The 24,556-nt window shown below is 59.7% G+C and carries 26 protein-coding genes; 12 read left to right on the top strand and 14 right to left on the bottom strand.

What is annotated here, in order from left to right:
• The first annotated feature begins 6 nt into the window (after positions 1 to 6).
• Positions 7 to 726, top strand: coding sequence for a DUF4198 domain-containing protein (locus tag ASD60_RS16620; RefSeq protein ID WP_056855041.1), 720 nt, complete (start codon positions 7 to 9; stop codon positions 724 to 726).
• Positions 727 to 915: 189 nt separating this feature from the next.
• On the opposite strand, the gene hisC is transcribed toward ASD60_RS16620, so the two are convergent.
• From hisC to ASD60_RS16570, 10 genes are all read right to left on the bottom strand, one after another.
• Positions 916 to 1,968, bottom strand: a complete 1,053-nt coding sequence (gene hisC / locus ASD60_RS16615) for a histidinol-phosphate transaminase (RefSeq protein ID WP_056855040.1) — start codon at positions 1,966 to 1,968, stop codon at positions 916 to 918.
• Between the two features lies 1 nt (position 1,969).
• The gene (hisD, locus tag ASD60_RS16610; RefSeq protein WP_056855039.1) at positions 1,970 to 3,295 is read right to left on the bottom strand and encodes a histidinol dehydrogenase; all 1,326 of its coding nucleotides are present in this window, start codon (positions 3,293 to 3,295) and stop codon (positions 1,970 to 1,972) included.
• A gap of 125 nt (positions 3,296 to 3,420) precedes the next feature.
• Entirely contained in the window at positions 3,421 to 4,056 is a 636-nt protein-coding gene (hisG, locus tag ASD60_RS16605) for an ATP phosphoribosyltransferase (protein WP_008018703.1), read from the bottom strand.
• Between the two features lie 126 nt (positions 4,057 to 4,182).
• The gene (gene murA, locus ASD60_RS16600; RefSeq protein WP_056855038.1) at positions 4,183 to 5,448 is read right to left on the bottom strand and encodes a UDP-N-acetylglucosamine 1-carboxyvinyltransferase; all 1,266 of its coding nucleotides are present in this window, start codon (positions 5,446 to 5,448) and stop codon (positions 4,183 to 4,185) included.
• Positions 5,449 to 5,470: 22 nt separating this feature from the next.
• Entirely contained in the window at positions 5,471 to 5,710 is a 240-nt protein-coding gene (locus ASD60_RS16595) for a BolA family protein (protein WP_008054378.1), read from the bottom strand.
• A gap of 114 nt (positions 5,711 to 5,824) precedes the next feature.
• Positions 5,825 to 6,130, bottom strand: coding sequence for an STAS domain-containing protein (locus tag ASD60_RS16590; protein WP_056855037.1), 306 nt, complete (start codon positions 6,128 to 6,130; stop codon positions 5,825 to 5,827).
• On the bottom strand, positions 6,127 to 6,780 hold the full coding sequence (locus tag ASD60_RS16585; protein WP_056855036.1) for an MlaC/ttg2D family ABC transporter substrate-binding protein: 654 nt from the start codon (positions 6,778 to 6,780) through the stop codon (positions 6,127 to 6,129). Before ASD60_RS16585 ends, ASD60_RS16590 begins: the two co-directional genes overlap by 4 nt.
• A gap of 11 nt (positions 6,781 to 6,791) precedes the next feature.
• On the bottom strand, positions 6,792 to 7,259 hold the full coding sequence (gene mlaD / locus ASD60_RS16580) for an outer membrane lipid asymmetry maintenance protein MlaD (protein WP_056855035.1): 468 nt from the start codon (positions 7,257 to 7,259) through the stop codon (positions 6,792 to 6,794).
• Positions 7,259 to 8,056 carry a lipid asymmetry maintenance ABC transporter permease subunit MlaE gene (gene mlaE, locus ASD60_RS16575; RefSeq protein ID WP_056855034.1) on the bottom strand — a complete coding sequence of 266 codons (798 nt, stop codon included), beginning with the start codon at positions 8,054 to 8,056 and terminating at the stop codon, positions 7,259 to 7,261. The genes mlaD and mlaE overlap by 1 nt, the downstream gene beginning before the upstream one ends.
• Positions 8,056 to 8,865 (bottom strand): ATP-binding cassette domain-containing protein, encoded by an 810-nt coding sequence (locus ASD60_RS16570; RefSeq protein ID WP_056855033.1) that lies wholly within the window; start codon positions 8,863 to 8,865, stop codon positions 8,056 to 8,058. The genes mlaE and ASD60_RS16570 overlap by 1 nt, the downstream gene beginning before the upstream one ends.
• A gap of 275 nt (positions 8,866 to 9,140) precedes the next feature.
• Between ASD60_RS16570 and ASD60_RS16565 the strand changes: the two genes are divergently transcribed.
• From ASD60_RS16565 to ASD60_RS16520, 10 genes are all read left to right on the top strand, one after another.
• On the top strand, positions 9,141 to 10,115 hold the full coding sequence (locus ASD60_RS16565) for a KpsF/GutQ family sugar-phosphate isomerase (protein WP_056855032.1): 975 nt from the start codon (positions 9,141 to 9,143) through the stop codon (positions 10,113 to 10,115).
• Positions 10,115 to 10,639, top strand: a complete 525-nt coding sequence (locus ASD60_RS16560; protein ID WP_056855031.1) for a KdsC family phosphatase — start codon at positions 10,115 to 10,117, stop codon at positions 10,637 to 10,639. The genes ASD60_RS16565 and ASD60_RS16560 overlap by 1 nt, the downstream gene beginning before the upstream one ends.
• Before the next feature lie 7 nt (positions 10,640 to 10,646).
• Positions 10,647 to 11,219 carry an LPS export ABC transporter periplasmic protein LptC gene (gene lptC, locus ASD60_RS16555; protein WP_056855030.1) on the top strand — a complete coding sequence of 191 codons (573 nt, stop codon included), beginning with the start codon at positions 10,647 to 10,649 and terminating at the stop codon, positions 11,217 to 11,219.
• Positions 11,206 to 11,754, top strand: coding sequence for a lipopolysaccharide transport periplasmic protein LptA (gene lptA / locus ASD60_RS16550; protein ID WP_056855029.1), 549 nt, complete (start codon positions 11,206 to 11,208; stop codon positions 11,752 to 11,754). Before lptC ends, lptA begins: the two co-directional genes overlap by 14 nt.
• Positions 11,754 to 12,479 (top strand): LPS export ABC transporter ATP-binding protein, encoded by a 726-nt coding sequence (gene lptB, locus ASD60_RS16545; RefSeq protein ID WP_056855028.1) that lies wholly within the window; start codon positions 11,754 to 11,756, stop codon positions 12,477 to 12,479. Before lptA ends, lptB begins: the two co-directional genes overlap by 1 nt.
• A 180-nt stretch (positions 12,480 to 12,659) precedes the next feature.
• Positions 12,660 to 14,153, top strand: a complete 1,494-nt coding sequence (locus tag ASD60_RS16540) for an RNA polymerase factor sigma-54 (protein WP_056855027.1) — start codon at positions 12,660 to 12,662, stop codon at positions 14,151 to 14,153.
• Between the two features lie 74 nt (positions 14,154 to 14,227).
• Positions 14,228 to 14,536 (top strand): ribosome hibernation-promoting factor, HPF/YfiA family, encoded by a 309-nt coding sequence (gene hpf / locus ASD60_RS16535; RefSeq protein ID WP_007941242.1) that lies wholly within the window; start codon positions 14,228 to 14,230, stop codon positions 14,534 to 14,536.
• A gap of 12 nt (positions 14,537 to 14,548) precedes the next feature.
• Entirely contained in the window at positions 14,549 to 15,013 is a 465-nt protein-coding gene (gene ptsN, locus ASD60_RS16530; RefSeq protein WP_056855026.1) for a PTS IIA-like nitrogen regulatory protein PtsN, read from the top strand.
• 2 nt (positions 15,014 to 15,015) lie between these two features.
• Positions 15,016 to 15,873, top strand: coding sequence for an RNase adapter RapZ (gene rapZ / locus ASD60_RS16525; protein ID WP_056855025.1), 858 nt, complete (start codon positions 15,016 to 15,018; stop codon positions 15,871 to 15,873).
• A gap of 15 nt (positions 15,874 to 15,888) precedes the next feature.
• Positions 15,889 to 16,164: an HPr family phosphocarrier protein gene (locus ASD60_RS16520; RefSeq protein WP_056855024.1), complete on the top strand. Its 276-nt coding sequence runs from the start codon at positions 15,889 to 15,891 to the stop codon at positions 16,162 to 16,164.
• A 122-nt stretch (positions 16,165 to 16,286) separates the two neighbouring features.
• On the opposite strand, the gene pmbA is transcribed toward ASD60_RS16520, so the two are convergent.
• Positions 16,287 to 17,633: a metalloprotease PmbA gene (gene pmbA, locus ASD60_RS16515; protein WP_056855023.1), complete on the bottom strand. Its 1,347-nt coding sequence runs from the start codon at positions 17,631 to 17,633 to the stop codon at positions 16,287 to 16,289.
• Positions 17,634 to 17,741: 108 nt separating this feature from the next.
• Here pmbA and yjgA point away from each other — a divergent pair, with 108 nt between their 5' ends.
• Positions 17,742 to 18,266, top strand: a complete 525-nt coding sequence (yjgA, locus tag ASD60_RS16510; RefSeq protein WP_008054354.1) for a ribosome biogenesis factor YjgA — start codon at positions 17,742 to 17,744, stop codon at positions 18,264 to 18,266.
• Between the two features lie 48 nt (positions 18,267 to 18,314).
• On the opposite strand, the gene tldD is transcribed toward yjgA, so the two are convergent.
• From tldD to ASD60_RS16495, 3 genes are all read right to left on the bottom strand, one after another.
• Entirely contained in the window at positions 18,315 to 19,757 is a 1,443-nt protein-coding gene (gene tldD / locus ASD60_RS16505; protein ID WP_056855022.1) for a metalloprotease TldD, read from the bottom strand.
• A gap of 19 nt (positions 19,758 to 19,776) precedes the next feature.
• The gene (locus ASD60_RS16500) at positions 19,777 to 20,625 is read right to left on the bottom strand and encodes a carbon-nitrogen hydrolase family protein (protein WP_056855021.1); all 849 of its coding nucleotides are present in this window, start codon (positions 20,623 to 20,625) and stop codon (positions 19,777 to 19,779) included.
• A gap of 71 nt (positions 20,626 to 20,696) precedes the next feature.
• Entirely contained in the window at positions 20,697 to 24,500 is a 3,804-nt protein-coding gene (locus ASD60_RS16495) for a YhdP family protein (RefSeq protein ID WP_056855020.1), read from the bottom strand.
• Positions 24,501 to 24,556 lie beyond the last annotated feature (56 nt).

Genomic DNA, 24,556 nt, shown 5'->3' with positions numbered 1-24,556 from the left:
GTCCCCATGCACCCACTCAAACCCCTGGCACTGCTCGGCTTGCTGTTTGCCACAGAAGTCTCGGCCCACGGCCTGTGGACCGAACAACGTCGAGGCAACATCGAGGTCATTTACGGTCACGGCGCCGAAGACAATGCTTTCAAGGCACAGAAAATCAGCGGCGCCTGGGCTTATGACGGCCATGGAAAAATGATTCCGGTGACGGTACAGCGGCTGCCCGATCACGCACGCCTGCAACCGCTTAAACCACCCGCCGTGATGGCGGTGGCGCTCGACAATGGCATGTGGTCGCAGACCAGCGACAAGAAATGGATCAACGAAGGCCGCAGCAAGGTACCGGGGGCGATCGAGGCGACCCAGACGTTCAAGTACAGCCTGGCGATTTATCAGCCGGGGGCGAAGTTGCCCAAACTTGATCAACTGAAATTGCTGATTCTGCCTGAGGTCGATCCGCTGACTGTAGGACCGGGCGGATCATTGCCGGTGCGAGTATTGCTGGATGGCAAACCGGCGGCGGGCGTGAAGTTGGTGGGGGACTATCGCAACGCACCGAATACCTTGAGCACCGAAACCGATGCACAGGGTCGGGCACAGGTGGTGGTGCGCAATGAAGGCTTGAACGTGATTTCGGCGCAGATGGAAGTGCCGGTAAAAGACAGCCCTGACGTGAACAGTCGCGGGCTGTTCAGCTCGCTGACGTTCCTAGGCGAGCCGCATCACGAGTAACCCATAAAACCTTGTAGGAGCGAAATGCTGTTCACTTAAGGACGAACACTGTACCCGTGGCGAGGGATGCTGACGTTCTCTTAAGTGAAGAGCGAGGCTTGCACGCGAAGGACGATGGCTCGGTATTCGTTTTTTACCGAGTCGTCCTTTTTCGCGGGCAAGCCTCGCTCCTACAGATTCCGGGCCGGTTTAGAGATCGCCGAGACCGTCGATCAGCGCCTGGTTCTGCTCTGGCGTACCGATGCTGATCCGCAGGAACTGTGCAATCCGCTCCTGCTTGAAGTGCCGAACGATCACGCCTTGCTCACGCAACTTCGCCGCAAGCCCTGCCGCATCGTGCTGCGGGTGACGGGCAAAAATGAAGTTGGCCGCCGATGGCAGCACCTCAAAACCCTTCTCCTCCAACTGCGCAACAACCTTCTGGCGATTCTCGATCACCAATCGGCACGTCTTGTCGAAATACTCGCGGTCCTCGAATGCGGCGGCGGCGCCGACATTGGCCATGCGATCCAGCGGATAGGAGTTGAAACTGTTCTTGATCCGCTCCAGCGCCTCGATCAGGTCCGGATGGCCGACTGCCAGACCCACTCGCAGTCCCGCCAGGGAACGGGATTTGGACAAGGTCTGGGTCACCAGCAGATTTGGATAGCGGTCCACCAGCGCAATCGCGGTTTCACCGCCGAAGTCGATGTACGCCTCATCGACCACCACCACCGAATCCGGACTCGCCTGGAGAATCTGCTCGACCGCGTCCAGTGCCAGCAGGCAACCGGTCGGCGCGTTCGGGTTGGGGAAGATGATCCCGCCGTTCGGTTTGGCATAGTCCGCCGGGTTGATTCGGAACTGCTCGTCCAGCGGTACGGCGTCGAACGTGATGCCGTACAACCCGCAGTAGACCGGGTAAAAGCTGTAGCTGATGTCCGGGAACAGCAATGGCTGATCGTGTTGCAGCAGACCGTGGAAGATGTGCGCCAGCACTTCATCGGAACCGTTACCGAGGAACACCTGGTTGTTCTGCACGCCGTAGTATTTGGCCACGGCATTCTTCAACAGATCGCTGTTGGGGTCCGGGTACAGGCGCAGGTTGTCGTTCAGTTCAGCCTGCATCGCTGCCAGGGCTTTGGACGATGGACCGTACGGGTTTTCGTTGGTGTTGAGCTTCACCAGCTTCGCCAGTTTTGGCTGTTCGCCCGGCACGTAAGGCACCAGATTCTTGACGAACGGGCTCCAGAATTTACTCATCTCAGTTCCCCTTCTTGTCGTCAACGATGCGGTATTCGGCGCTACGGGCGTGCGCGGTCAGCGACTCGCCACGAGCCAGCACGGAAGCGGTTTTACCGAGTTCCGAAGCACCCTGTTCTGAGCAGAAGATGATCGACGAACGTTTCTGGAAGTCATACACACCCAGCGGCGACGAGAAGCGCGCAGTACCGGAAGTCGGCAGCACGTGGTTCGGGCCGGCACAGTAATCGCCCAGCGCTTCGGACGTGTGTCGGCCCATGAAAATCGCCCCGGCGTGACGAATCTGCGGCAACCAGGCTTGTGGATCGGCAACCGACAGCTCCAGGTGCTCCGGCGCGATACGGTTGGCCACTTCCATGGCTTGTTCCATGTCGCGCACCTTGATCAACGCACCACGGCCATTGATCGAGGTTTCGATGATCGTGGCGCGTTCCATGGTCGGCATCAGCTTGGCGATGCTGGCCGCGACCTTGTCGAGAAACTCGGCATCCGGGCTGACCAGAATCGCCTGGGCGTCTTCGTCGTGCTCGGCCTGGGAGAACAGGTCCATGGCGATCCAGTCCGGATCGGTCTGACCGTCGCACACCACAAGAATTTCCGACGGACCGGCGATCATGTCGATACCGACCTGGCCGAACACGTGGCGCTTGGCGGTGGCGACGTAGATGTTGCCCGGGCCGACCACCTTGTCGACCTTCGGCACGCTTTCGGTGCCGTAGGCCAATGCCGCAACGGCTTGCGCACCGCCGATGGTGAAGACCCGGTCGACCCCGGCGATGCAGGCAGCGGCCAGCACCAGTTCGTTGATCTCACCACGCGGGGTTGGCACCACCATGACCACTTCGGTCACGCCGGCAACCTTGGCCGGAATGGCGTTCATCAGCACCGACGATGGGTAAGAAGCCTTGCCGCCCGGCACGTAGAGGCCAGCGCGATCCAGCGGCGTGACTTTCTGGCCCAGCACCGTGCCGTCGGCCTCGGTGTAGCTCCAGGAGTCCTGTTTCTGCTTTTCGTGGTAGCTGCGCACACGGGCGGCAGCGACTTCGAGCGCTTCGCGCTGCGCCACGGAGATGCGGGTCAATGCCAGCTCCAGGCGCTCACGCGGCAGGATCAAGTCGGCCATGGACTGAACGTCCAAACCGTCGAACTGGCGGGTAAAGTCCACCAGCGCCGCGTCACCGCGCTCGCGCACAGCCTTGATGATGTCCAGCACTCGCTGATTGACCGAGTCGTCAGACACACTTTCCCAGCTCAGCAGATGATCCAGATGATGCGCGAAATCCGGGTCAGCAGCGTTGAGTCGGCGAATTGCAGTCGGTGCGGTCATAGCGAGAGCCTCATAGGAATGGCAAAAAACTCAGGCGCCCGAAGCTAACATTCGATCCGCTTGGGCACCTGAGAATTCTGGCTATGAGGCGGATAGACGGCGCGACTCAGCGTCGCGCAGGTGAATCAGCCGCGGTGTCGAGACTCCACTGCCTTGCGCAGGGTGTCGATCAACGCCTGGATACGGGCGTGCTGCATTTTCATCGAAGCTTTGTTGACGATCAGACGGGAGCTGATGGCCGCAATGAAATCCTGTGGCTCCAGGCCATTGGCCCGCAGCGTGTTGCCGGTGTCGACCACGTCGATGATCTTGTCGGCAAGACCGATCAGCGGTGCCAGTTCCATCGAACCGTACAGCTTGATGATGTCGACCTGGCGCCCCTGTTCGGCGTAGTAACGCTTGGCAACGTTAACGAACTTGGTGGCGATGCGCAGGCGGCCCTTGGGCTCGACCGCGCCGACCTTGCCAGCCGTCATCAACTTGCATTGGGCGATTTGCAGGTCCAGTGGCTCATACAAGCCCTGGCCGCCGTATTCCATCAGCACGTCTTTACCGGCGACACCGAGGTCGGCGGCACCATGCTCGACATAGGTCGGCACATCGGTGGCACGCACGATCAGCAGGCGTACATCTTCCTGGGTCGTGGGAATGATCAGCTTGCGGCTCTTGTCCGGATTCTCGGTCGGCACGATGCCCGCTTCAGCGAGAAGCGGCAGGGTGTCGTCAAGGATGCGGCCCTTGGACAGTGCGATGGTCAACATGGGAAACGTCAGTCCTTATCAAGGTACTCATGCCCGGTCGCAAACGGCGCCGGACACACATCGAGCCGGAAACCGGCTCGACTTCAACAATTCAACGGGCATGTCCTTATGCCCCAGCAGCAGGAACTAGCCCGGAACGCGACGGATCTTGGCGCCCAGCATCTGCAGTTTCTCTTCGATGCACTCGTAACCACGGTCGATGTGGTAGATGCGATCGATGAGGGTGTCGCCTTCGGCAATCAGTGCCGAGATCACCAGGCTGGCCGAAGCGCGCAGGTCGGTAGCCATGACTGGCGCGCCCTTGAGCTTTTCGGTACCGGTGACGATGGCGGTGTTGCCTTCGACCTGGATCTTGGCGCCCATGCGGTGCAGTTCGTAAACGTGCATGAAGCGGTTTTCGAAGATCGTCTCGATCACAGCACCGGTGCCTTCGGCAATGGCGTTGAGGGAGATGAACTGTGCTTGCATGTCGGTCGGGAACGCCGGGTACGGAGCGGTCCGCACGTTGACGGCTTTTGGCCGCTTGCCGTGCATGTTCAGCTCGATCCAGTCTTCGCCGCAGGTGATTTCGGCACCCGCTTCGCGCAGTTTTTCCAGCACGGCTTCAAGGATGGTCGGATCAGTGTCCTTGACCTTCACGCGCCCGCCGGTCACGGCAGCAGCAACCAGGTAAGTACCGGTTTCGATACGGTCCGGCATCACCTTGTAAGTGGTGGTGTGCAGACGCTCGACGCCATCGATGGTGATGGTATCGGTACCGGCGCCGGAAACCTTGGCACCCATGGCATTCAGGAAGTTTGCCAGGTCGACGACTTCAGGCTCGCGCGCGGCGTTGGCCAGAACGCTGCGGCCCTTGGCCAGGGCGGCGGCCATCATGATGTTCTCGGTACCGGTCACGCTGACGGTATCGAAGAAGAAGTGCGCACCGCGCAGGCCGCCTTCAGGCGCCTTGGCCTTGATGTAGCCGCCTTCGACGTCGATGATCGCGCCCATGGCTTCAAGACCGCGGATGTGCAGGTCAACCGGACGCGAGCCAATGGCGCAACCGCCAGGCAGGGCAACTTCGGCTTCGCCGAAACGGGCAACCATCGGTCCCAGTACCAGAATCGACGCACGCATGGTTTTAACCAGTTCGTACGGAGCGATCAGGGTCTTGATGGTGCGAGGGTCGATCTCGACTGCCAGCTTCTCGTCGATCACCGGCTCAATGCCCATGCGACCGAACAGCTCGATCATGGTGGTGATGTCGTGCAGGTGCGGCAGGTTGGCAACGGTGACCGGGCCATCGCACAGCAGCGTGGCAGCCAGGATCGGCAGGGCAGAGTTCTTTGCCCCGGAGATGCGGATTTCGCCGTCAAGACGAGCACCGCCAGTAATAATCAATTTATCCATAAGAATCTCGACGCCCTTGGGCTCAGGTGCGCTCGGCCCAGGCCGCGCTGCTGAAAAATTTCATAGTGACCGCATGGATGCTGCCATCGGTGATCCATGGGTTCAAATGGGCATAGATCTGCTGCTGACGCTTCACCGGGCTCAACGCCGCCAGTTCATCGCTAATCACGTTCAGCTGGAAATTGCAGCCTTCGCCCTCGACTTCAACCTTTGTTCCGGGCAGCTTTCCTTCAAGGAAGCTCTTCACTTCTACGGCCTGCATGCTCAACCTCAATCGGCGCCATGTGCGCGCGGGTCGGACATCATACAAAAAAGCCCCGCGCCTGCGAACCCCGCGGAGCAGGACTCTGACGGGGGGCTTCTTTATAGATGCGGGTTAGGGATGCGCCAACAGCTCGGTCAGCTCGCTGACCTGAGCGATTTCACGCATGTCTTCCGGCATTGCGCGGATGCTCAGCGCCTTGCCGGCAGCCTGTGCGTCGCGCATGAAACACAGCAGCAACGACAAACCGACGCTGCTGGATTTTTCTACCGCCGAACAATCGACCACCACTGTCGCCGCCTTGCTGGCCTTGATCAGCGCCTGCCCCTGCTGACGCAAGGCCGGGCCGGTGCGGTAGTCCAGCACGCCGCTGAGCCGCAGCTCGCCGGCTTCGTCCATCCGGACTGCCGACTCACTCATTGAGTTTGCTTCTCGGACGATTGTTCGGCAGTTTCCTTGGCCTTGGCGACTTCCCCGGCCCAACCATTGATGGTCTTGTCCAGATCGTTGCCATTGCGCTGCATTGCATCGGCGAACTGATCGCGGAACAGCTTGCCGATGTTGATGCCGTTGATGATGACGTTACGCAGTTTCCATTCGCCATTGATTTTTTCGAGGGTGTAGGACACTGGGTAGATCGCACCGCTGCTGCCCTTGACCGTCATGCCGACACTGGTGCGGTCCCCGGACTCCTCCTTGGGAGCGTCAACGGTGATGCCCTGGTTGTTGTACTCCAGCAAGGCGTTGCCATAGAACTGGAACAGACCTTTCTTGAAGTTCTCTTCGAAGGTCTTCATCTGTGCAGGCGTGGCTTTGCGCGAGTACTTGACCGTCATGATGCTTTTGGAGATGCCCTCGGCATCGACGACAGGCCCGACAATCGTGTTCAGCGCGTTATAGAAGTCTTGCGGATCTTGCTTGTATTTCTCTTTGTTGGCGGCCAGGTCGGCCAGCATCCGATTGGTGGTGTCCTGGACAAGGTCATGAGCGGAAGGGGCCGCCACGGCGTTAGCCATCAACGGCACGGCCGCGAGCAATATCAACAGGCCACGTCGCAAGGTAGAGATCATTTACAAATTCCTCATTTGGGGTCTTTGCTAACGGTGTTGAGAAGGAACTTCCCGATCAGGTCCTCGAGCACCAGCGACGACTGCGTGTCATGGATGGTCCCGCCATCCTTGAGCAACGCTTCTTCCCCGCCCACGCTGATACCGATGTACTTCTCGCCCAACAGGCCAGCGGTCAGGATAGATGCAGTGGAATCAGCCGGCAGATTATCTACACGCTTTTCCAGCTGCATGGTCACCCGACCGGTGAAACTGTCGCGGTCCAGATCGATCGCTGTGACCTTGCCGATAGTGACACCGGCCATGGTCACTTTAGCTCTGACCGTCAAACCGGCGATATTGTCGAAATACGCATAAAGTTTATAGGTGTCGGTGCTCGGGCTCGGGGACAGGCCACTGACCCGCAATGCCAGCAGCAACAAAGCCAGGATGCCAGCCAGCAAGAAAAGGCCGACACCGATTTCCAGGGTGCGGTTTTGCATCAGAAATCTCCAAACATCAAGGCGGTCAGAATAAAGTCCAGACCGAGGACTGCCAACGAGGCATAGACCACGGTCTTGGTAGTGGCGCGACTGATTCCCTCGGAAGTGGGCTCGCAGTCATAGCCTTGGAATACGGCGATCCAGGTCACGACGAAGGCAAATACGATGCTTTTGATGATGCCGTTGAGCACATCGTCAGTGAAAGTCACACTGTTCTGCATGTTCGACCAGTAGGAGCCCTCGTAGACACCCAGCCAGTCGACAGCCACCCACGAACCACCCCAGATGCCCACCACGCTGAAAATCATCGCCAGCACCGGCAGGGAAATGAAGCCGGCCCACAGGCGCGGGGCAATGATGTACTTGAGCGGGTCGACCCCGATCATTTCCAGGCTGGAAAGCTGTTCGGTGGATTTCATGTTGCCGATCTCGGCTGTCAGCGCCGATCCGGCACGCCCGGCAAACAGCAACGCGGTCACGACCGGCCCCAGCTCACGCAAAAGCGTCAGCGCGACCATCTGCCCTACCGCCTGCTCCGAGCCGTAGCTGGACAGAATGTTGAAGCCTTGCAGCGCCAGCACCATACCGATGAACACCCCGGAGACCACAATGATCACCAGGGACATCACGCCTACCGAATGCAGTTGCTTGACCAGCAGACCGAAACCGCCGCCGATACCGCCGCGACCCAGCAGTGCGTGAAACAGAAACAGCGTCGAGCGCCCGAACACCGCCAGCACATCGATGCCGGCGTGGCCGAACCGGCGCACTCGTTCCAATAGTGAAATCTTGCGCATCAACGCTTCCCCAGAAGATCTGCGCGGTAATCCGTCGCTGGAAAGTGGTACGCGACCGGACCATCGGGTTCACCGGTCATGAATTGACGGATGCGCGGGTCGTCCGAGTTCATCAGTTCGTCCGGCGTGCCCTGCCCCAGAACCTGCCCGTCGCCCACTACATAGATGTAGTCGGCAATGCTCGCGGTTTCGGCCAGGTCGTGGGAAACCACGATACTGGTGATGCCCAAGGCATCATTGAGCAAGCGGATCAGGCGCACCAATACGCCCATGGCGATCGGGTCCTGGCCAACGAAGGGCTCGTCATACATGAGAATCTGGGGATCGAGCGCAATGGCCCGCGCCAGCGCGACACGACGCTTCATGCCGCCGGACAGTTCGTCGGGCATCAGGTCGATGGCACCGCGCAAACCTACGGCCTGCAATTTGAGCAGGACGATATCCCGGATCATTTCTTCCGGCAGCTCGGTGTGAACGCGCAGTGGAAAAGCCACGTTCTCGAATACATCGAGATCGGTAAACAGTGCGCCACTCTGGAACAGCACGCCCATGTGCTTGCGGGCATCGAACAGATCGCTGCGCGACAGCGTCGGCAGGTTCTGCCCATTGACCCAGACTTCGCCGCTATTGGGCCGCAATTGTGCGCCCATCAACCGCAACAGCGTAGTCTTGCCACACCCGGAAGGTCCCATGATGCCGGTGACCTTGCCGCGGGGAATACGGATATCGACGTTATTGAAAATGCTGCGCGCACCGCGCTTGAAGGTCAGTCCCTTCAGCTCGACCGCGTAGGCGTTATCGGCACTCATCTAAACTCCTTGCGATGCAGCCTCTCACTCGGACGCCTGACTTTCTGACGAAAGCACATGCCTCTCGGGCGGGCCGAACTGGCGGCGAACTATATCACTGCAATGGTCACGCGCCCAAGGCCAAAGCCGGGCCATATTCGGTCACATGCCCGCCATGACGCGTCATTTAGAGGGATTGAGTAACAAGGAATGACAATGCGCGACGAACTTGCGTGAGGGTTTCGATCATAACCGCTATAATCGCCGCCTTTTCATCAGGCTAAACGATTTCTGACATGAGCCAATCCAGCGACCTGATTCAATCCGCCCAACGCACCATTCGCCTCGAAGTGGAAGCCGTACAAGGCTTGCTGCCACAAATCGATGCGGATTTCGTACGCGCCTGCGAGATGATTCTGGCCAGCAAAGGCCGCGTAGTCGTGGTCGGCATGGGCAAGTCGGGGCACATCGGCAACAAGATCGCCGCCACCCTGGCCAGCACCGGCACCACGGCATTTTTTGTCCACCCCGCCGAAGCCAGCCATGGCGACATGGGCATGATCACCCGGGACGACATCATTCTCGCGCTGTCGAACTCCGGCTCGACCAATGAAATCGTCACCCTGCTGCCACTGATCAAGCGCCTGGGCATCCAGCTGATCAGCATCACCGGCAACCCTGACTCGCCGCTGGCCAAGGCCGCCGAGGTGAACCTGAATGTTCACGTCGAACACGAAGCCTGCCCGCTGAACCTGGCGCCGACTTCATCGACGACCGCCGCACTGGTCATGGGCGATGCCCTGGCCGTTGCCTTGCTTGAAGCCCGCGGCTTTACCGCTGAAGATTTCGCGTTCTCGCACCCGGGCGGCGCCCTGGGCCGACGCCTGCTGCTGAAAGTGGACAACGTCATGCACGCCGGTCAGGAGCTCCCACAGGTCCAGCGCGGCACCCTGCTCAAGGATGCATTGATGGAAATGACCCGCAAGGGTCTGGGCATGACGGTGATCCTTGAAACCAATGGCAAACTGGCCGGGATCTTTACCGACGGTGATTTGCGCCGCACCCTGGACCGCAGCATCGACATCCATAGCGTCACGATCGATCAGGTCATGACCGCCCACGGCAAGACTGCCCGCGCCGAAATGCTCGCCGCCGAGGCCCTGAAAATCATGGAAGACCACAAGATCAACGCACTGGTCGTGGTTGACGACGAAGACCGTCCGGTCGGCGCCTTGAACATGCACGACTTGCTGCGCGCGGGGGTAATGTAATGAGTACCGACCTGTTGCAACGCGGCCAGGCAATCAAACTGGCGGTTTTCGACGTCGACGGCGTTCTCACCGACGGTCGCCTGTATTTCCTTGAAGACGGCAGTGAATTCAAGACATTCAATACGCTCGACGGGCAAGGCATCAAAATGCTGATGAACGCCGGCGTACAGACCGCCATCATCAGCGGCCGCAAGACCCCGGTGGTCGAACGTCGGGCAAAAAACCTCGGCATTCCTCATCTGTTCCAGGGGCGCGAAGACAAACTGGTGGTTCTCGACGGTCTTCTTGAGCAATTAGGCTTAAGCTATGAACAGGTCGCCTACCTCGGTGACGACCTGCCGGACCTGCCGGTGATTCGCCGCGTCGGTTTGGGCATGGCTGTGGCCAATGCCGCCAGCTTCGTGCGCGAGCACGCCCACGGCGTCACGATGGCCCGCGGTGGAGAAGGTGCCGCCCGTGAATTCTGCGAACTGATCCTGCGCGCCCAGGGCCGCCTCGATGCGGCCAACGCCGCGTACCTGTGAGCCAAACATGCTGAGCAAAAAAATACGCAACATACTGCTGTTCGGCTGCATCACGGCGATTTTCGCCGCGGTGGGCTATTGGAACATCAGTCCGGAACGCTTCCTCGACAAGCCGGTCGTGCAGGTCGATAACAGCGCAATTGATTACTACGCCATCAATGCCCATAGCGTGCAGTTCCTGCCCGATGGCAAGTTGCAGTATGAAATGACTTCGGACAAGGTCGAGCACCTGAAAGCGACTGAAGTAACGCTACTGACCAATCCGGACCTGAACATGTTCCGCGGCACGCAGTTTCCATGGCATGTCCAGAGCGATAAGGGTGAAGTCAATCCAGACGGCACCCAGGTCGAACTGATCGACTCGGTACGCATCACCCGTTTCGATGAGAAAAACCGCAGAACCCTGATCACCACCACTCGTATGACGGTGTTCCCGCAGCAGCAATATGCGCAGACCGAGCAACCCGTTAGAATCGACGGCGCTGGCGGTGTATCGACTGGCAAGGGAATGAAAGCGTATTTGAAAGAAAGCAGGATACACCTGCTATCGAACGTAAGAGGACAGTATGAGGCTCGTTAAAACCCTCCCTATTTTGCTCAGTCTGAGCGCTGCACTGGGAAGCGTGAGCGCCTGGGCTCTGCCGGACGATCAACAGCAGCCTATTCGCATCCAGGCCGACGACGCCCAACTGGACGACAAGAACGGTATTGCCACCTACACGGGCGATGTCATCATCACCCAGGGTTCGATGAAGGTCACCGGCAACAAAGTGACCATGACACGCGCTCCGAATGGCGACATCGACGTGGTGACATCGGTGGGCAACCTGGCCTACTTCGAGCAACTGCAGACCGCGGGCGACACCAAACCCGTGCAGGGCTACGGCGTAACCATCCAGTACCACGCCTCGCAAAATCGCGTGGTGCTGATCGACCGCGCCAAAGTCATCGACAAGGACAACAACGTCACCCAGGGCGAGAAAATCGTCTACGACACCCAGAAGAAGCTGGCCAGCGCCGGTCGCGCCACGGGTAGCAAGGTGACCGAGTCGCGTCCGCGCGTCGACATGGTGATCCAGCCGAAAAAGAAAACCGACGAGCAAAAGGCCCAGTAATGGCAACTCTGAAAGCTCAGCATCTGGCCAAGAGCTACAAGAGCCGCCAGGTCGTGCGTGACGTCAGCCTGTCCATCGACAGCGGTCAGATCGTCGGCCTGCTTGGCCCCAACGGCGCCGGCAAGACCACCTGCTTCTACATGATCGTCGGCCTGGTACAGGCCGATCAGGGTCGCGTACTGATCGACGACCTGGACGTCAGCCACCAGCCGATGCATGGTCGTGCGAAGGCGGGTATCGGCTATCTGCCGCAGGAAGCGTCGATCTTCCGCAAACTCTCGGTCGCCGATAACATCATGGCGATTCTCGAGACCCGCAAGGAACTCGACAAGGCTGGCCGACGCAAGGAACTGGAAAGCCTGCTGCAGGAATTCCACATCAGCCACATCCGCGACAACCTCGGCATGAGCCTGTCCGGTGGTGAGCGTCGTCGCGTGGAAATCGCCCGGGCATTGGCCACCAACCCGAAATTCATTCTCCTCGACGAACCTTTCGCCGGCGTGGACCCGATTTCGGTAGGCGATATCAAGCAGATCATTCATCACCTCAAGGCCAAGGGCATTGGCGTGCTGATCACCGACCACAACGTCCGTGAAACGCTGGATATCTGTGAAACCGCCTACATCGTCAACGATGGCCAACTGATCGCCGAAGGTGACTCCGACACCATCCTGGCCAACGATCTGGTCAAGGAAGTGTATCTGGGCCACGAGTTCCGCCTGTAAGCACTGAAGCTCATGGCGGTACAGTTCGCGACAAACAGTAAAAATCAACCAGTTTTTATTGTTACAGCGGTCTAGGCAAACACTTCAGTTTCAGGCATATAATTTGCTTATGTTTGGCGCTTCGGCGCCCTGTAGTGGATGGCGCATGTGCGCCGGCGAATAAGGTGTTAAGCCCCTGCCATGAAACCATCGCTAGTCTTGAGAATGGGCCAGCAGCTGACGATGACACCGCAGCTGCAACAGGCCATCCGCCTGCTCCAATTGTCGACCCTGGACCTGCAACAGGAAATCCAGGAGGCCCTGGAGTCCAATCCGATGCTCGAACGCCAGGAAGATGGTGAGGATTTCGACAATTCCGACCCTCTGGCCGACAACGTCGAACAGAAGCCCAACACCGAGATTCAGGAACCCTCGTATCAGGAAAGCGCCCCGACGGTGGACAACCTCGAGGAAGGCGACTGGAACGAGCGCATCCCCAACGAGCTACCGGTCGACACCGCGTGGGAAGATGTCTACCAGACCAGCGCCAGCAGCCTGCCGAGCAACGATGACGACGAGTGGGATTTCACCACCCGCACCTCGGCCGGCGAGAGTCTGCAAAGCCATCTGTTGTGGCAACTGAACCTGGCGCCGATGTCCGACACCGATCGCCTGATTGCCGTGACCTTGATCGATTGCATCAACAATCAGGGCTATCTGGACGAGACGCTCGAGGAAATCCTGGAAGCGTTCGATCCGGAACTGGATATCGAGCTGGACGAAATCGAAGCCGTCCTGCACCGCATCCAGCAATTCGAGCCGGCCGGTATCGGCGCGCGCAACCTTGGCGAATGCCTGTTGCTGCAACTGCGCCAGTTGCCCGCCAAGACTCCGTGGCTGGCCGAAGCCAAGCGTCTGGTCACCGACTACATCGACCTGCTCGGCAGCCGTGACTACAGCCAGCTGATGCGCCGCATGAAGCTCAAGGAAGATGAGCTGCGCCAGGTGATCGAACTGGTCCAGAGCCTCAACCCGCGTCCGGGCTCGCAAATCGAGTCCACCGAGGCCGAGTATGTCGTCCCCGACGTCATCGTGCGCAAGGACAATGAGCGCTGGCTGGTAGAGCTCAATCAGGAGTCGGTACCACGGCTGCGAGTGAACGCCCAGTACGCCGGTTTTGTGCGCCGCGCCGACACCAGCGCCGACAACACCTTCATGCGCAATCAGTTGCAGGAGGCTCGCTGGTTCATCAAGAGCCTGCAAAGCCGCAACGAAACCCTGATGAAAGTTGCCACCCAGATCGTCGAGCATCAGCGCGGCTTTCTGGAGTACGGCGACGAAGCCATGAAACCGCTGGTGTTGCATGACATCGCCGAAGCGGTCGGCATGCACGAATCGACGATCTCCCGGGTGACCACGCAAAAATTCATGCATACCCCCCGGGGCATTTATGAGCTGAAATACTTTTTTTCCAGCCACGTCAGCACCTCCGAAGGCGGCGAATGCTCGTCTACGGCGATCCGCGCGATCATCAAAAAACTGGTTGCCGCGGAAAATCAGAAAAAGCCGTTGAGTGACAGCAAGATCGCTGGTTTACTGGAGGCACAAGGCATTCAGGTGGCTCGCCGCACCGTCGCCAAGTACCGCGAATCCCTCGGGATCGCGCCTTCGAGCGAACGCAAGCGGTTGATGTAGAGCCACGCCACAGCGTTCCAGTGGCAGATCATCGGGTCTGCCGCTTTATGCACTGGCAACGAAGGAGAAGCTGTATGCAAGTCAACATCAGTGGACACCAACTGGAAGTGACCGAACCTCTTCGCACCTACATCGGCGAAAAACTCGAACGACTGGAGCGACATTTCGACAAGATCACCAACGTGCAGGTCACGATGACAGTCGAAAAGCTTAAGCAGAAAATCGAAGCCACGTTGCATATTCCCGGCAATGAAGTGGTCGCCAACGCGGAGCATACCGATATGTACGCGGCGATCGACGCATTGACCGACAAGCTGGATAAACAACTCAAAAAGCATAAGGAAAAGACCCAGAGCCTCCTCCAGGGCGCGACCGGTCGTTAACACTCCCTACCCATGATCCGACTTGAAAGCATCCTGACCCCCGGCCGTTCCCTGGTGAACGTGCCGGGCGGCAGTAAAAAGAAAGCCCTCGAGCAAATTGCCAACCTCATCCATCGCGAAGTGCCGGATCTGGCCATGCAGGATGTCTTCGAGAGCCTGGTCGCCCGTGAAAAACTCGGTTCAACCGGTTTTGGCAACGGTATCGCCATCCCCCACTGTCGCCTCAAGGGCTGTCATTCACCCATCAGTGCCTTGATGCACCTTGATGCCCCTATCGATTTCGATGCCATCGACGGCGCACCGGTTGACCTGCTGTTCGTTCTGCTGGTCCCGGAAGCCGCTACCGATGCGCACCTGGAACTTTTACGCCAGATCGCCAGCATGCTCGACCGCAAGGAAGTGCGTGAAAAACTGCGCAGCGCGCCGAGCAATGAAGCCTTGTATCAGGTAGTCCTGGACGAGCAAAACGGTCATTAATCATGCGCTTGATCATCGTCAGCGGACGCTCCGGCTCAGGTAAAAGTACTGCCCTCGATGTGCTTGAGGACAATGGCTATTACTGCATCGACAACCTGCCTGCCGGGTTGCTGCCCGAGTTGGCCGAGCGCGCATTGATCCATACCGAACTGGTGCAACCACTGGTTGCCGTATCCATCGACGCGCGTAACTTGCCGAGTCACCTGTCGCGGTTCCCCGAACTGCTCGAAGAAGTCCGCAGCCGGCATATCCAGTGTGATGTCCTGTACCTGGACGCCGACGAAGAAACCTTGCTGAAACGCTTTTCCGAAACCCGTCGTCGCCACCCATTGAGCAGCGCCAATCGCTCGTTGGCCGAGGCCATCAGTGATGAAACCAGCCTGCTCGGGCCGATTGCCGACCTTGCCGATCTCAAGGTAAATACCACCAACCTGAACCTGTATCAGCTGCGCGATACGATCAAGCTGCGCCTGCTGAACCAGCCGGAACCCGGCACGGCATTCCTGGTGGAATCTTTCGGCTTCAAGCGCGGCATGCCGGTGGACGCCGATCTGGTGTTCGATGTGCGCTGCCTGCCCAACCCCTACTGGAAGCCGGAGCTGCGCGCGCAGTCCGGCCTTGATCAACCTGTGATCGAGTACCTGGCGGCGCAACCGGATGTCGAGGAGATGTTCCAGGACATTTCCACATACTTGCTCAAATGGCTACCGCGCTTTGCGGCCAGTAACCGCGCTTACGTCACGATTGCCATCGGTTGCACCGGCGGACATCACCGCTCCGTCTACCTGACCGAACGCTTGGGCAAGACCCTGCAGCAATCCCTGAAGAACGTCCAGGTTCGCCACCGCGACCTCAGCTAAAGGATTCACATCGCGATGCCTGCTCTGGAAATCGAAATCATCAACAAGCTGGGCCTGCACGCCCGGGCATCCGCAAAATTCGTTGGGGTCGCCGGTCAGTTCAAGGACTGTACGATCAGGGTAGGCCGCACGCCGCAAACCACCGTCGACGGAAAAAGCATCATGGCCATGATGATGCTGGCTGCCGGCAAAGGTACGAGGATCTACCTGAGTACGGAAGGCGAACAGGAGCAGGAAGCGTTGGACGCCTTGGTCGCACTGATCAACAACTACTTCGACGAAGGCGAGTAAGCGGCAAACCTATCGTTGACCGACACTGCGAAATCGCGACCACGGTTGCTTCTGCCGAGTCAGCCCCATGAAAAAGGCGCGCCACCCAATGGGTGGCGCGCCTTTTTCATGGGCTGCTGAGGTTAGCTACCGGCGACTGTCATCCGCTCGATCAACACCGAACCGGTGCGAATGTTGCTGCGCAGCTCCAGGTCATTACCCACGGCAACGATCTGTTTGAACATGTCGCGCATGTTGCCGGCGATGGTCACTTCCTGGACCGCAAACTGGATCTCGCCGTTCTCGACCCAGTAGCCCGCCGCGCCGCGCGAATAATCGCCCGTCACCATGTTCAGGCCCTGGCCCATCAACTCTGTGACCAACAAGCCACGCCCCATGCGTCGCAGCAAGGCAGCCTGATCTTCGTCGCCATGGGTGACAAACAGGTTGTGCACACCGCCGGCGTTCGCGGTGCTCGGCATGCCGAGCTTGCGGCCGGAATAGGTGCCGAGGATGTAGGAAACCAATTCGCCCTTTTCGACGAACGGCTTGGCGTAGGTTGCCAGGCCATCGCCATCGAACGCGGCACTGCCCATGGCGCGCATCAGGTGCGGTCGCTCATCGATCGTCAGCCATTCCGGGAACAACTTCTGGCCGAGGGTGCCCTCAAGGAACGACGATTTGCGATACAGGCTGCCGCCGGAAATCGCCGACAGGAAACTGCCGAACAAGCCACCGGCCAATTCTGCCGAAAACAGCACTGGCACTTCGCAGGTCGGCACCGGACGCGCACCCAGGCGGCTCGCCGCTCGCTGCGCGGCACGCTGGCCGATGCTGACAGGGTCGGCCAGCAAACTGCCCTGGCGATTCACGTCGTACCAGTAATCACGCTGCATCTGGCCATCGGCCTCGGCAATCATTACGCAGCTCAGGCTGTGGCGGGTCGACGCATAACCACCGACAAAACCGTGGCTGTTGCCATAGACCCGGCAACCCTGATGCGTGCTCAGGGTGGTGCCGTCGGCATTCTTGATCCGGCTATCGGCGGCAAACGCCGCAGCTTCGCAGGCCAGCGCCTGCTCTATGGCTTGTTCCGGGGTGATGTCCCATTGGTGGAACAGGTCGAAGTCCTCCACGTCACGCGCCATCAGAGCAGCATCTGCAAGGCCCGACGCTTCGTCTTCCGAGGTGTGTTTGGCAATGGCCAACGCCGCCGCGACGGTTTCGCGAATGGCATCCGGGCCACTCGCCGAAGTGCTGGCCGAGCCCTTGCGCTGGCCGACATACAAGGTGATGCCAAAACCCTGATCACGATTGAATTCAACGGTTTCGACTTCACGCTGGCGCACTGTGGTCGACAGGCCCTGCTCCAGGGACACTGCCACTTCACAGGCACTGGCACCCTGGCGCTTGGCTTCAGCGATGATCTGCTCGACTTGTTCCTGCAGTGCCGGCAACGCTTGTGGGCCGACGCTTTCAACTGCACTCATGCTGTTCTCCACTCAAATTCTGCTTTCGGTAACGGTCATCGAGCGACCGGGCCGGACAAGCGGCCCCCGACTGGTTATCATGGCGGCGTTTCTTTGCGGACGGCCACCATGGTTGATTCTTACGACGACTCCCTCGATACGGGAGAAAAAAGCAAATCCCAGGTTAAACGCGAGCTGCATGCTCTGGTTGACCTCGGCGAGCGCCTTACAACACTCAAGCCTGACTTGCTGGCAAAACTGCCATTGACCGACGCTTTGCGCCGGGCTCTGGCCGATGCGCCCAAGCACACCGCGAACATCGCGCGTAAACGGCATCTTCAGTTCATCGGCAAGCTGATGCGCGATCAGGACACTGACGCCATTCTGGTTCTGCTCGATCAACTCGATGCCTCCACTCGCCAGTACAACGAACGTTTCCATAACCTGGAGCGTTGGCGCGATCGCCTGATCGCCGGCGACGATGCCGTGCTGGAAAAATTCGTCGTCGACTACCCGGACGCGGACCGCCAGCAATTACGCTCCCTGATCCGACAGGCCCAGCACGAGGTTGCGCAAAACAAGCCTCCTGCTTCCAGCCGTAAAATCTTCAAGTACATCCGTGAGCTGGACGAGACTCAACGCGGTCTGCGCTGAATCTCTGACCGGGTGAGTCGCCAGGCGACTCACCCGAAGCTTCACGTCTTATGCGCCCGTGCCACCCACGGTGATCGCATCAATTTTCAGCGTTGGCTGGCCGACACCTACCGGCACCGACTGCCCATCCTTGCCGCACGTCCCCACTCCACTGTCCAGCGCCAGATCGTTGCCGACCATCGACACTTTACTCATGGCTTCCGGACCGTTGCCGATCAAGGTCGCGCCTTTGACCGGCGCAGTGATCTTGCCGTCCTCGATCAGGTACGCCTCGCTGGTGGAAAACACAAACTTGCCGCTGGTGATATCCACCTGCCCGCCGCCAAGGTTCGCGCAGTAGATGCCGCGTTTCACCGAAGCGATGATTTCCTGCGGATCGCTTTCGCCGGCGAGCATGTAGGTGTTGGTCATGCGCGGCATCGGCAAGTGCGCGTAGGATTCGCGGCGACCGTTACCGGTTCGGGCGACGCCCATCAGACGCGCGTTGAGCTTGTCCTGCATGTAGCCCTTGAGGACGCCGTTTTCGATCAGCGTGGTGCATTCGGTCGGCGTGCCCTCGTCGTCGACGTTCAAGGATCCGCGGCGCCCCGACAGGGTGCCATCATCGACAATGGTGCAAAGCTTGGACGCAACCATCTCGCCCATGCGCCCACTGTAGGCCGAGCTGCCCTTGCGGTTGAAATCGCCTTCCAGGCCGTGACCGACCGCTTCGTGCAGCAGCACGCCGGACCAACCGGAGCCGAGCACCACCGGCAGCGTACCGGCCGGCGCAGGGATGGCTTCGAGATTCACCAGCGCCTGACGCAGTGCCTCACGGGCATACCCCATGGCGCGGTCTTCAGCGAGGAAATAGCGGTAATCGGTACGACCACCGCCACCATGGCCGCCGCGCTCGCGTCGACCATTTTGCTCAACGATCACGCTGACGTTGAAACGCACCAGCGGCCGCACATCCGCCGCCAGACCACCATCGGTGGATGCCACCAGAATCCGCTCCCAGACCCCCGCCATGCTCACGGTCACTTGCTGGATACGCGGGTCGAGGGCACGGGTCGCGGCATCGATGCGCTTGAGCAGGTCGACTTTCTCGGCGCGGGTCAGCACTTCCAACGGATTGTCCGGAGCGTACAGCTGAGCGACATCTTGCGTGGTGAACGCTTGCACGGTGCCGTTCTGTCCCGCCCGGGAAATCGAACGGGCAGCACGGGCCGCCGCACCCAAGGCTTCCAGGGTGATCGCGTTGCTGTAGGCAAAACCGGTTTTCTCTCCCGATTGCGCCCGCACGCCAACCCCTTGGTCGAGGTTGAAACTGCCTTCCTTGACGATGCCGTCTTCCAGCGCCCAGGACTCGGATATCTGCCCCTGGAAATACAGGTCGGCGGCATCGATGCCCGGCCCGGCCAGGTCGCCGAGTACGCCTTGCAGGCTTTCGATTGTTACGCCGCCAGGCGCCAGGAGATGTTCACTGACTGAGGACAACAACTCGCTCATATGCTTTACGCCTTAAAATTCATCGTTCTGAGGCAGGTCGCTGGGCGCCCTGCGAGAAAAAGCGCCGATGACTGGACACCGGCATCCGCGCCCGGATGGACGCCTGTTCGCTGCTATCGCGTTCGGCCAGCAGCACGGCCTCGCCTTGATCCTGTTGCGCCAGCACCCGGCCCCACGGGTCGATGATGGCAGCATGGCCAAACGTTTCCCGCGGCCCCGGATGCGTCCCGCCCTGGGCGGCCGCGAGCACATAACACTGTGTCTCGATGGCCCGTGCGCGAATCAGCACATCCCAATGCGCCGCGCCGGTCACCGCGGTGAACGCCGATGGAGCGGTAATCAGCTCCGCGCCGGCTGCACGCAATTCGCTGTAGAGCTCCGGAAAGCGCAAGTCATAACAGACTGTCAGGCCAACCCGGCCAACCGGCGTGTCCGCCACCACAACGCCACTGCCATAAGCATAGTCATCGGATTCACGGTAACGGCCACGATTGTCGGCCACGTCGACGTCGAACAGGTGCAGTTTGTCGTAGCGCGCCACTGTTTCGCCTTGATCATCGACCAGCAGCGAGCAGGCATGCACCTTGGCCGTCGGTTGATCCACCGGCGGCAACGGCAAAGTGCCGGCCACTATCCATAACTTGAGGTCACGTGCGGTCTGTTTCAACCATGGCAGGATCGGGCCTTCGCCCAAGGCCTCGGCGCGGCCGATGTCGGCAATGTCGCGGCGCCCCATGGCAGCGAAGTTTTCCGGCAGCACGGCAAGCACAGCCCCAGCCTTCGCAGCCTGTTCGAGCAGGCGTCGGGCCTGGACCAGATTGGCCAGCACATCGCTCTGGCTGACCATTTGAATCACCGCTACAGACATGGCGCACTCCTGGAAACGTATGCGGCCATGCTACTCCATAGATTTGCCGAGCGCCTTTTCAAAAAAGAAACTCAAAACGGCTTGTCGAAGGTGATTTTCGGTTCTTTCCACGGCCCCTTGACGGTGTACTTCACACTGGCGAAGCGAGCCACGCGGTCTCCGATCAGCTTGTCGATCAGAAACAGCGCACCACCGATGGCCGGTGCTCCGACGATCAGCGCGGCAATCGGCAGGTTGTTGGTCACCGGCAAGGTCACCAGCAGTTTCGCATCGATCTGATCGGCGACCATGTTCAAAGTGCCATCAAGCTCGATGGTGCTCGACGGGCCGGTCAGGCGGATCGGTTCACGCGTGACGTACACGCCGTTGTTTGCCTCCAGCAGGCCTTTGACCCGGTCATAGCTCAAGCCTTTGCCGAACAGGTCGGAGAAGTCCAGACGCAAGCGGCGACCAATGGAATTGAAGTTGAGCAGGCCGAACACACGCAAAGCCTGGGCACTGCCTTCGACTTCGACAAACTGGCCTTCTTTGAGTGAGGCGTCCAGCGTGCCCGAGAAGCGCTTGGTCGCCAGCCATGCTGGCGATCCCGGCCAGCGCCCATCGACGTCCATATGGAACTCCTGGCTGGTGACGCTCGGTGCAAAGCCCCAGCCCTTGAGCACATCAGCGAGGTTCTTGCCGCTGGCCCGGCCCTTGAAAAAGCTTGTGCTGGAACCGGGCACGCCTTCCCAGCCACCACTGCCCTGCAACAGAATGCCCTTCAGGCCCATGTCCAGCGAATTGAACGCAATGCCTTTAGGCGTCGGACGAATCTTCAATGACCAGCCGCCGACCAGGTCGTTGCCCTGGAACAACTGGTTGATGGTGATATCCAGCGCCGGAATCTTCGTCGGATCGACTGAGGCCAGTGGGTCCGGGGAGTTTTCGTCGGCCAGTACCGTCGGATCAGGTGCCGGCAAACGCACGTATTGCAAGTTGACCACCAACGGCGCGGATTTCGCATCGGGAATAGTGGCACTGCCCTTGGCTTGCTGGCTGTCAAGCTGCAAGGCCCAGGCGGACGGCTTGCGCGTCAATTGCACAGAAGCCTGATCCAGCGTAGTGCCGAGCGCGCTGAGCTTGCCGACCTTGAAGTCGGCGCTGCTGAGCAGTTGCTTGGCACTGCCCCCCGGATCCTGTCCGGCGTATTTATTGACCAGATCCTGCCAGGGGCCGACATCCAGCTCCGACAGCACTCCGCGAATACGCAAGCCCTTGGCGCCGGGTAACACCGCGTCGCCGTTGCCGAGGAACAACTCACCACGGCCGTTGTTAAAGTTGCCCGTCGGTGCGGCAAAGGTGAAATTCGCCAGCTGACCGTAGTTCACCCAGTAACGCCGCTCTGCGCCCTGCAACGTCATGCGAAATGTCGTGTCTCGCCCCTCCTCTGCTGTCAGGCCGAAAGGTGCGGGCAGATCGACGGCAACGCCTTTGAGACTGGAGTTGACCATCAACTGGCTGTCGGCACCATCCAGTGTCAGTTGCAGCTGATACGGGATCACGCCACTGACCGGCAACGGCTGGGTAACGCTCAGCCACTCGGTGAGTTTCTTCACTTCAACCTGCCCCGAGGCCACGACCCGGGTATTGAGCTTGCCTTCACGGCCATCGGCAAAAATTTGCGCGCTCACCGGTTTATCGAAAGCCCGGGCGGTGATGTTCTGCCCGCTAAGCCCCTTGGTGCTATCAAAACGAAAATCGCCTTTGAGTTGAGTCAGCTCCAGAGGGGGCTCGGGAAGTTTCAGGCGAGCCTTGGCGGTTTTGAAGTCGACCTGGATTTTCGGCTGCTCACCTTTGGCCAGCGGGATATCCAGCTTCAGCTTGCCTTGCAGATCACCCTCGCCTTCCCAGCCGGCAAAGGTCTCGGCAGTGCCGATCGGCGCCTCCTTGAGGATTTTCAGGCCATCGCCCAACCCGCCGGCGAACCCACCGTCGAGAAACAGATGACTGTTCTGCCCCTGGGGTACGTGGGGAATATTGACGTAAATGTCGCTGACCTGGGTATCGAGCAATTGGCCCTTGCTGGCCAGGATGCGCACGCCGCTGTCTTCAACGAACACATCACCGGTGACCTTGCTGACGTGTGGCCAACCTGGCTGGAACGCCAGTTCGGCATCGTGCACCTTGAAAAACAGGCTGATGCTGCGGTCGGTCTCGGCGGCGCCGTGGTTGAGCGAACCTTGATACTGGAAGAAGCCTTGATCCACCGCCCCTTTGAGAATCGCCGTGCGCAGCCATTCGTCCAGCGCCGGGCTGAGGACAGTCGGCAGGTACTTGGCGGTATAGCGACCGTCACCGTCCACCAGGCCGACCCGCAGATCCATGTAATCTTCCCGGGTTTCATCGAAAAACAGGCGAATCAGAAAGTCACCGGCTATCTTGCCCTCCTCGCCCAGCACCTTCAGGTACGGCGCGATCAGGGTGAAACTCTCTTTGTCGAGTTTCCAGGTCAGGCGGGCGTTGGCCTGGATGTATTGCCATGGCTTGGCGAAAATCGGGTCCAGGTGCAGCATGAAATCCTTGCTGTCCATGCGCAGTTCGCCGTGCCCAAGATCACCGCTGATGCTGCCCGTTACATTTCGTGCCGCCGGAGCCCCGTGATAGGCATCAAACCCAACCTGCTCAAGGTTGGCCGCGAAACTGAACTTGCTGTCGTCGGTGGCGTTAGGGCGCAAATCGATCAGAACGTTGCGCAACCCTCCGGTCACCTTCAGCCGATCAACCACTGTAGCCAGACCTTCAGGCAAGGGCGCCAGGGCATTGAGCAACGGTGTCAGCGGAGTCAGGTCGAGGCGGTCGGCTTGCAGGTGCCAGAGCTCTTCGGACTTGTCGGAGGCCGCGGTTTGCTTGAGCTGCAGATGCGTTTCCCAGCGACGTTCACCAAGGTTCATGGCCAGCGAATCCAGGGTCACCATCATGCCTTCGGCGTTGCGCTGGAAGTAGGCGTTGAGCGCCAGGTTACTGATCTTGACGGGTTTACGCTCGGCATAGGCGCCATTGAGTTGCGGTGCATTCAGGCGCACCGCTGCACTCTGCAGCGTCCCTTGCCCCCAGGTGACCCACACCTCGCCACCGGCCTTGATCTCGGAGAAATTCCACTGTCGGGTCAGTCGTTCGGGCAGCCATTTTGACCAGTCGCTCTGCGGCAGGCTGACATAAGCCTGCGCTTCGCCGTCCTTCCACTGACTCGCGCGAATGCGGGTGCGCAGGTTAATGGCCACCGGCTGCCCGTCCGGCAACGTCAGGCGGGCATCCAGTCGCTGGCGAACCGCACCGGTTTTCAGGCTCAGGCCGACGTAGGTCAGGGTCAGCGGCGACTCACCAAACGGTTGCAAGGTGACCTGGCTGTCGAGCACCGACAAGCGCTGGATCATTTGCATGCGATTGAGCATTTGCTCGGGGTCCAGCGGCTGATCGTCCTTGACCGGCAAGCCCTCCAGCGCCCACTGCCCGTCCTCGCCTTCCTTGAGGCTGATCTTCAGGCCGTTGAGTTCCAGATGGGCGATGCGCACTTCACGGGCCATGAGGCTGGCCCAGAGGTCCGGCACCGCGCGCACCTTTTCCAGATGCAAGGCATTGGTGCCGACACCGACCGTCACATCGTGGGCCGAGAGAATGGGCGCGAAACCACTCCAGTCGCCCCGCAGCTCGCCAATTTGCAGCGGCATGCCCAAAGCCTCGCTGGCTTTGGTTTCGACTTCGGCGCGGTATTCGGCCACCAGCGGCGTCAGTTCCCGGCCGAGACTGACGTAAAACGCCATCAACACCAAAACCAACGCGCACAGGCCCAGACCCCAGCGGGTCAGTGCGGCCAAAATGCGTGTCAGACGCTCCATGTCAGTTGGCTCCCATGGCAAATGTTTTGCAAAAAGCTGAGGCCAGCCATTGTGGA

Origin of the sequence: Pseudomonas sp. Root562 (genome assembly GCF_001427125.1) — a bacterium.
GTDB lineage: Bacteria > Pseudomonadota > Gammaproteobacteria > Pseudomonadales > Pseudomonadaceae > Aquipseudomonas.
Note: the sequence above shows the minus strand (reverse complement) of the source record. Positions and strands in the feature narration are given on the sequence as shown.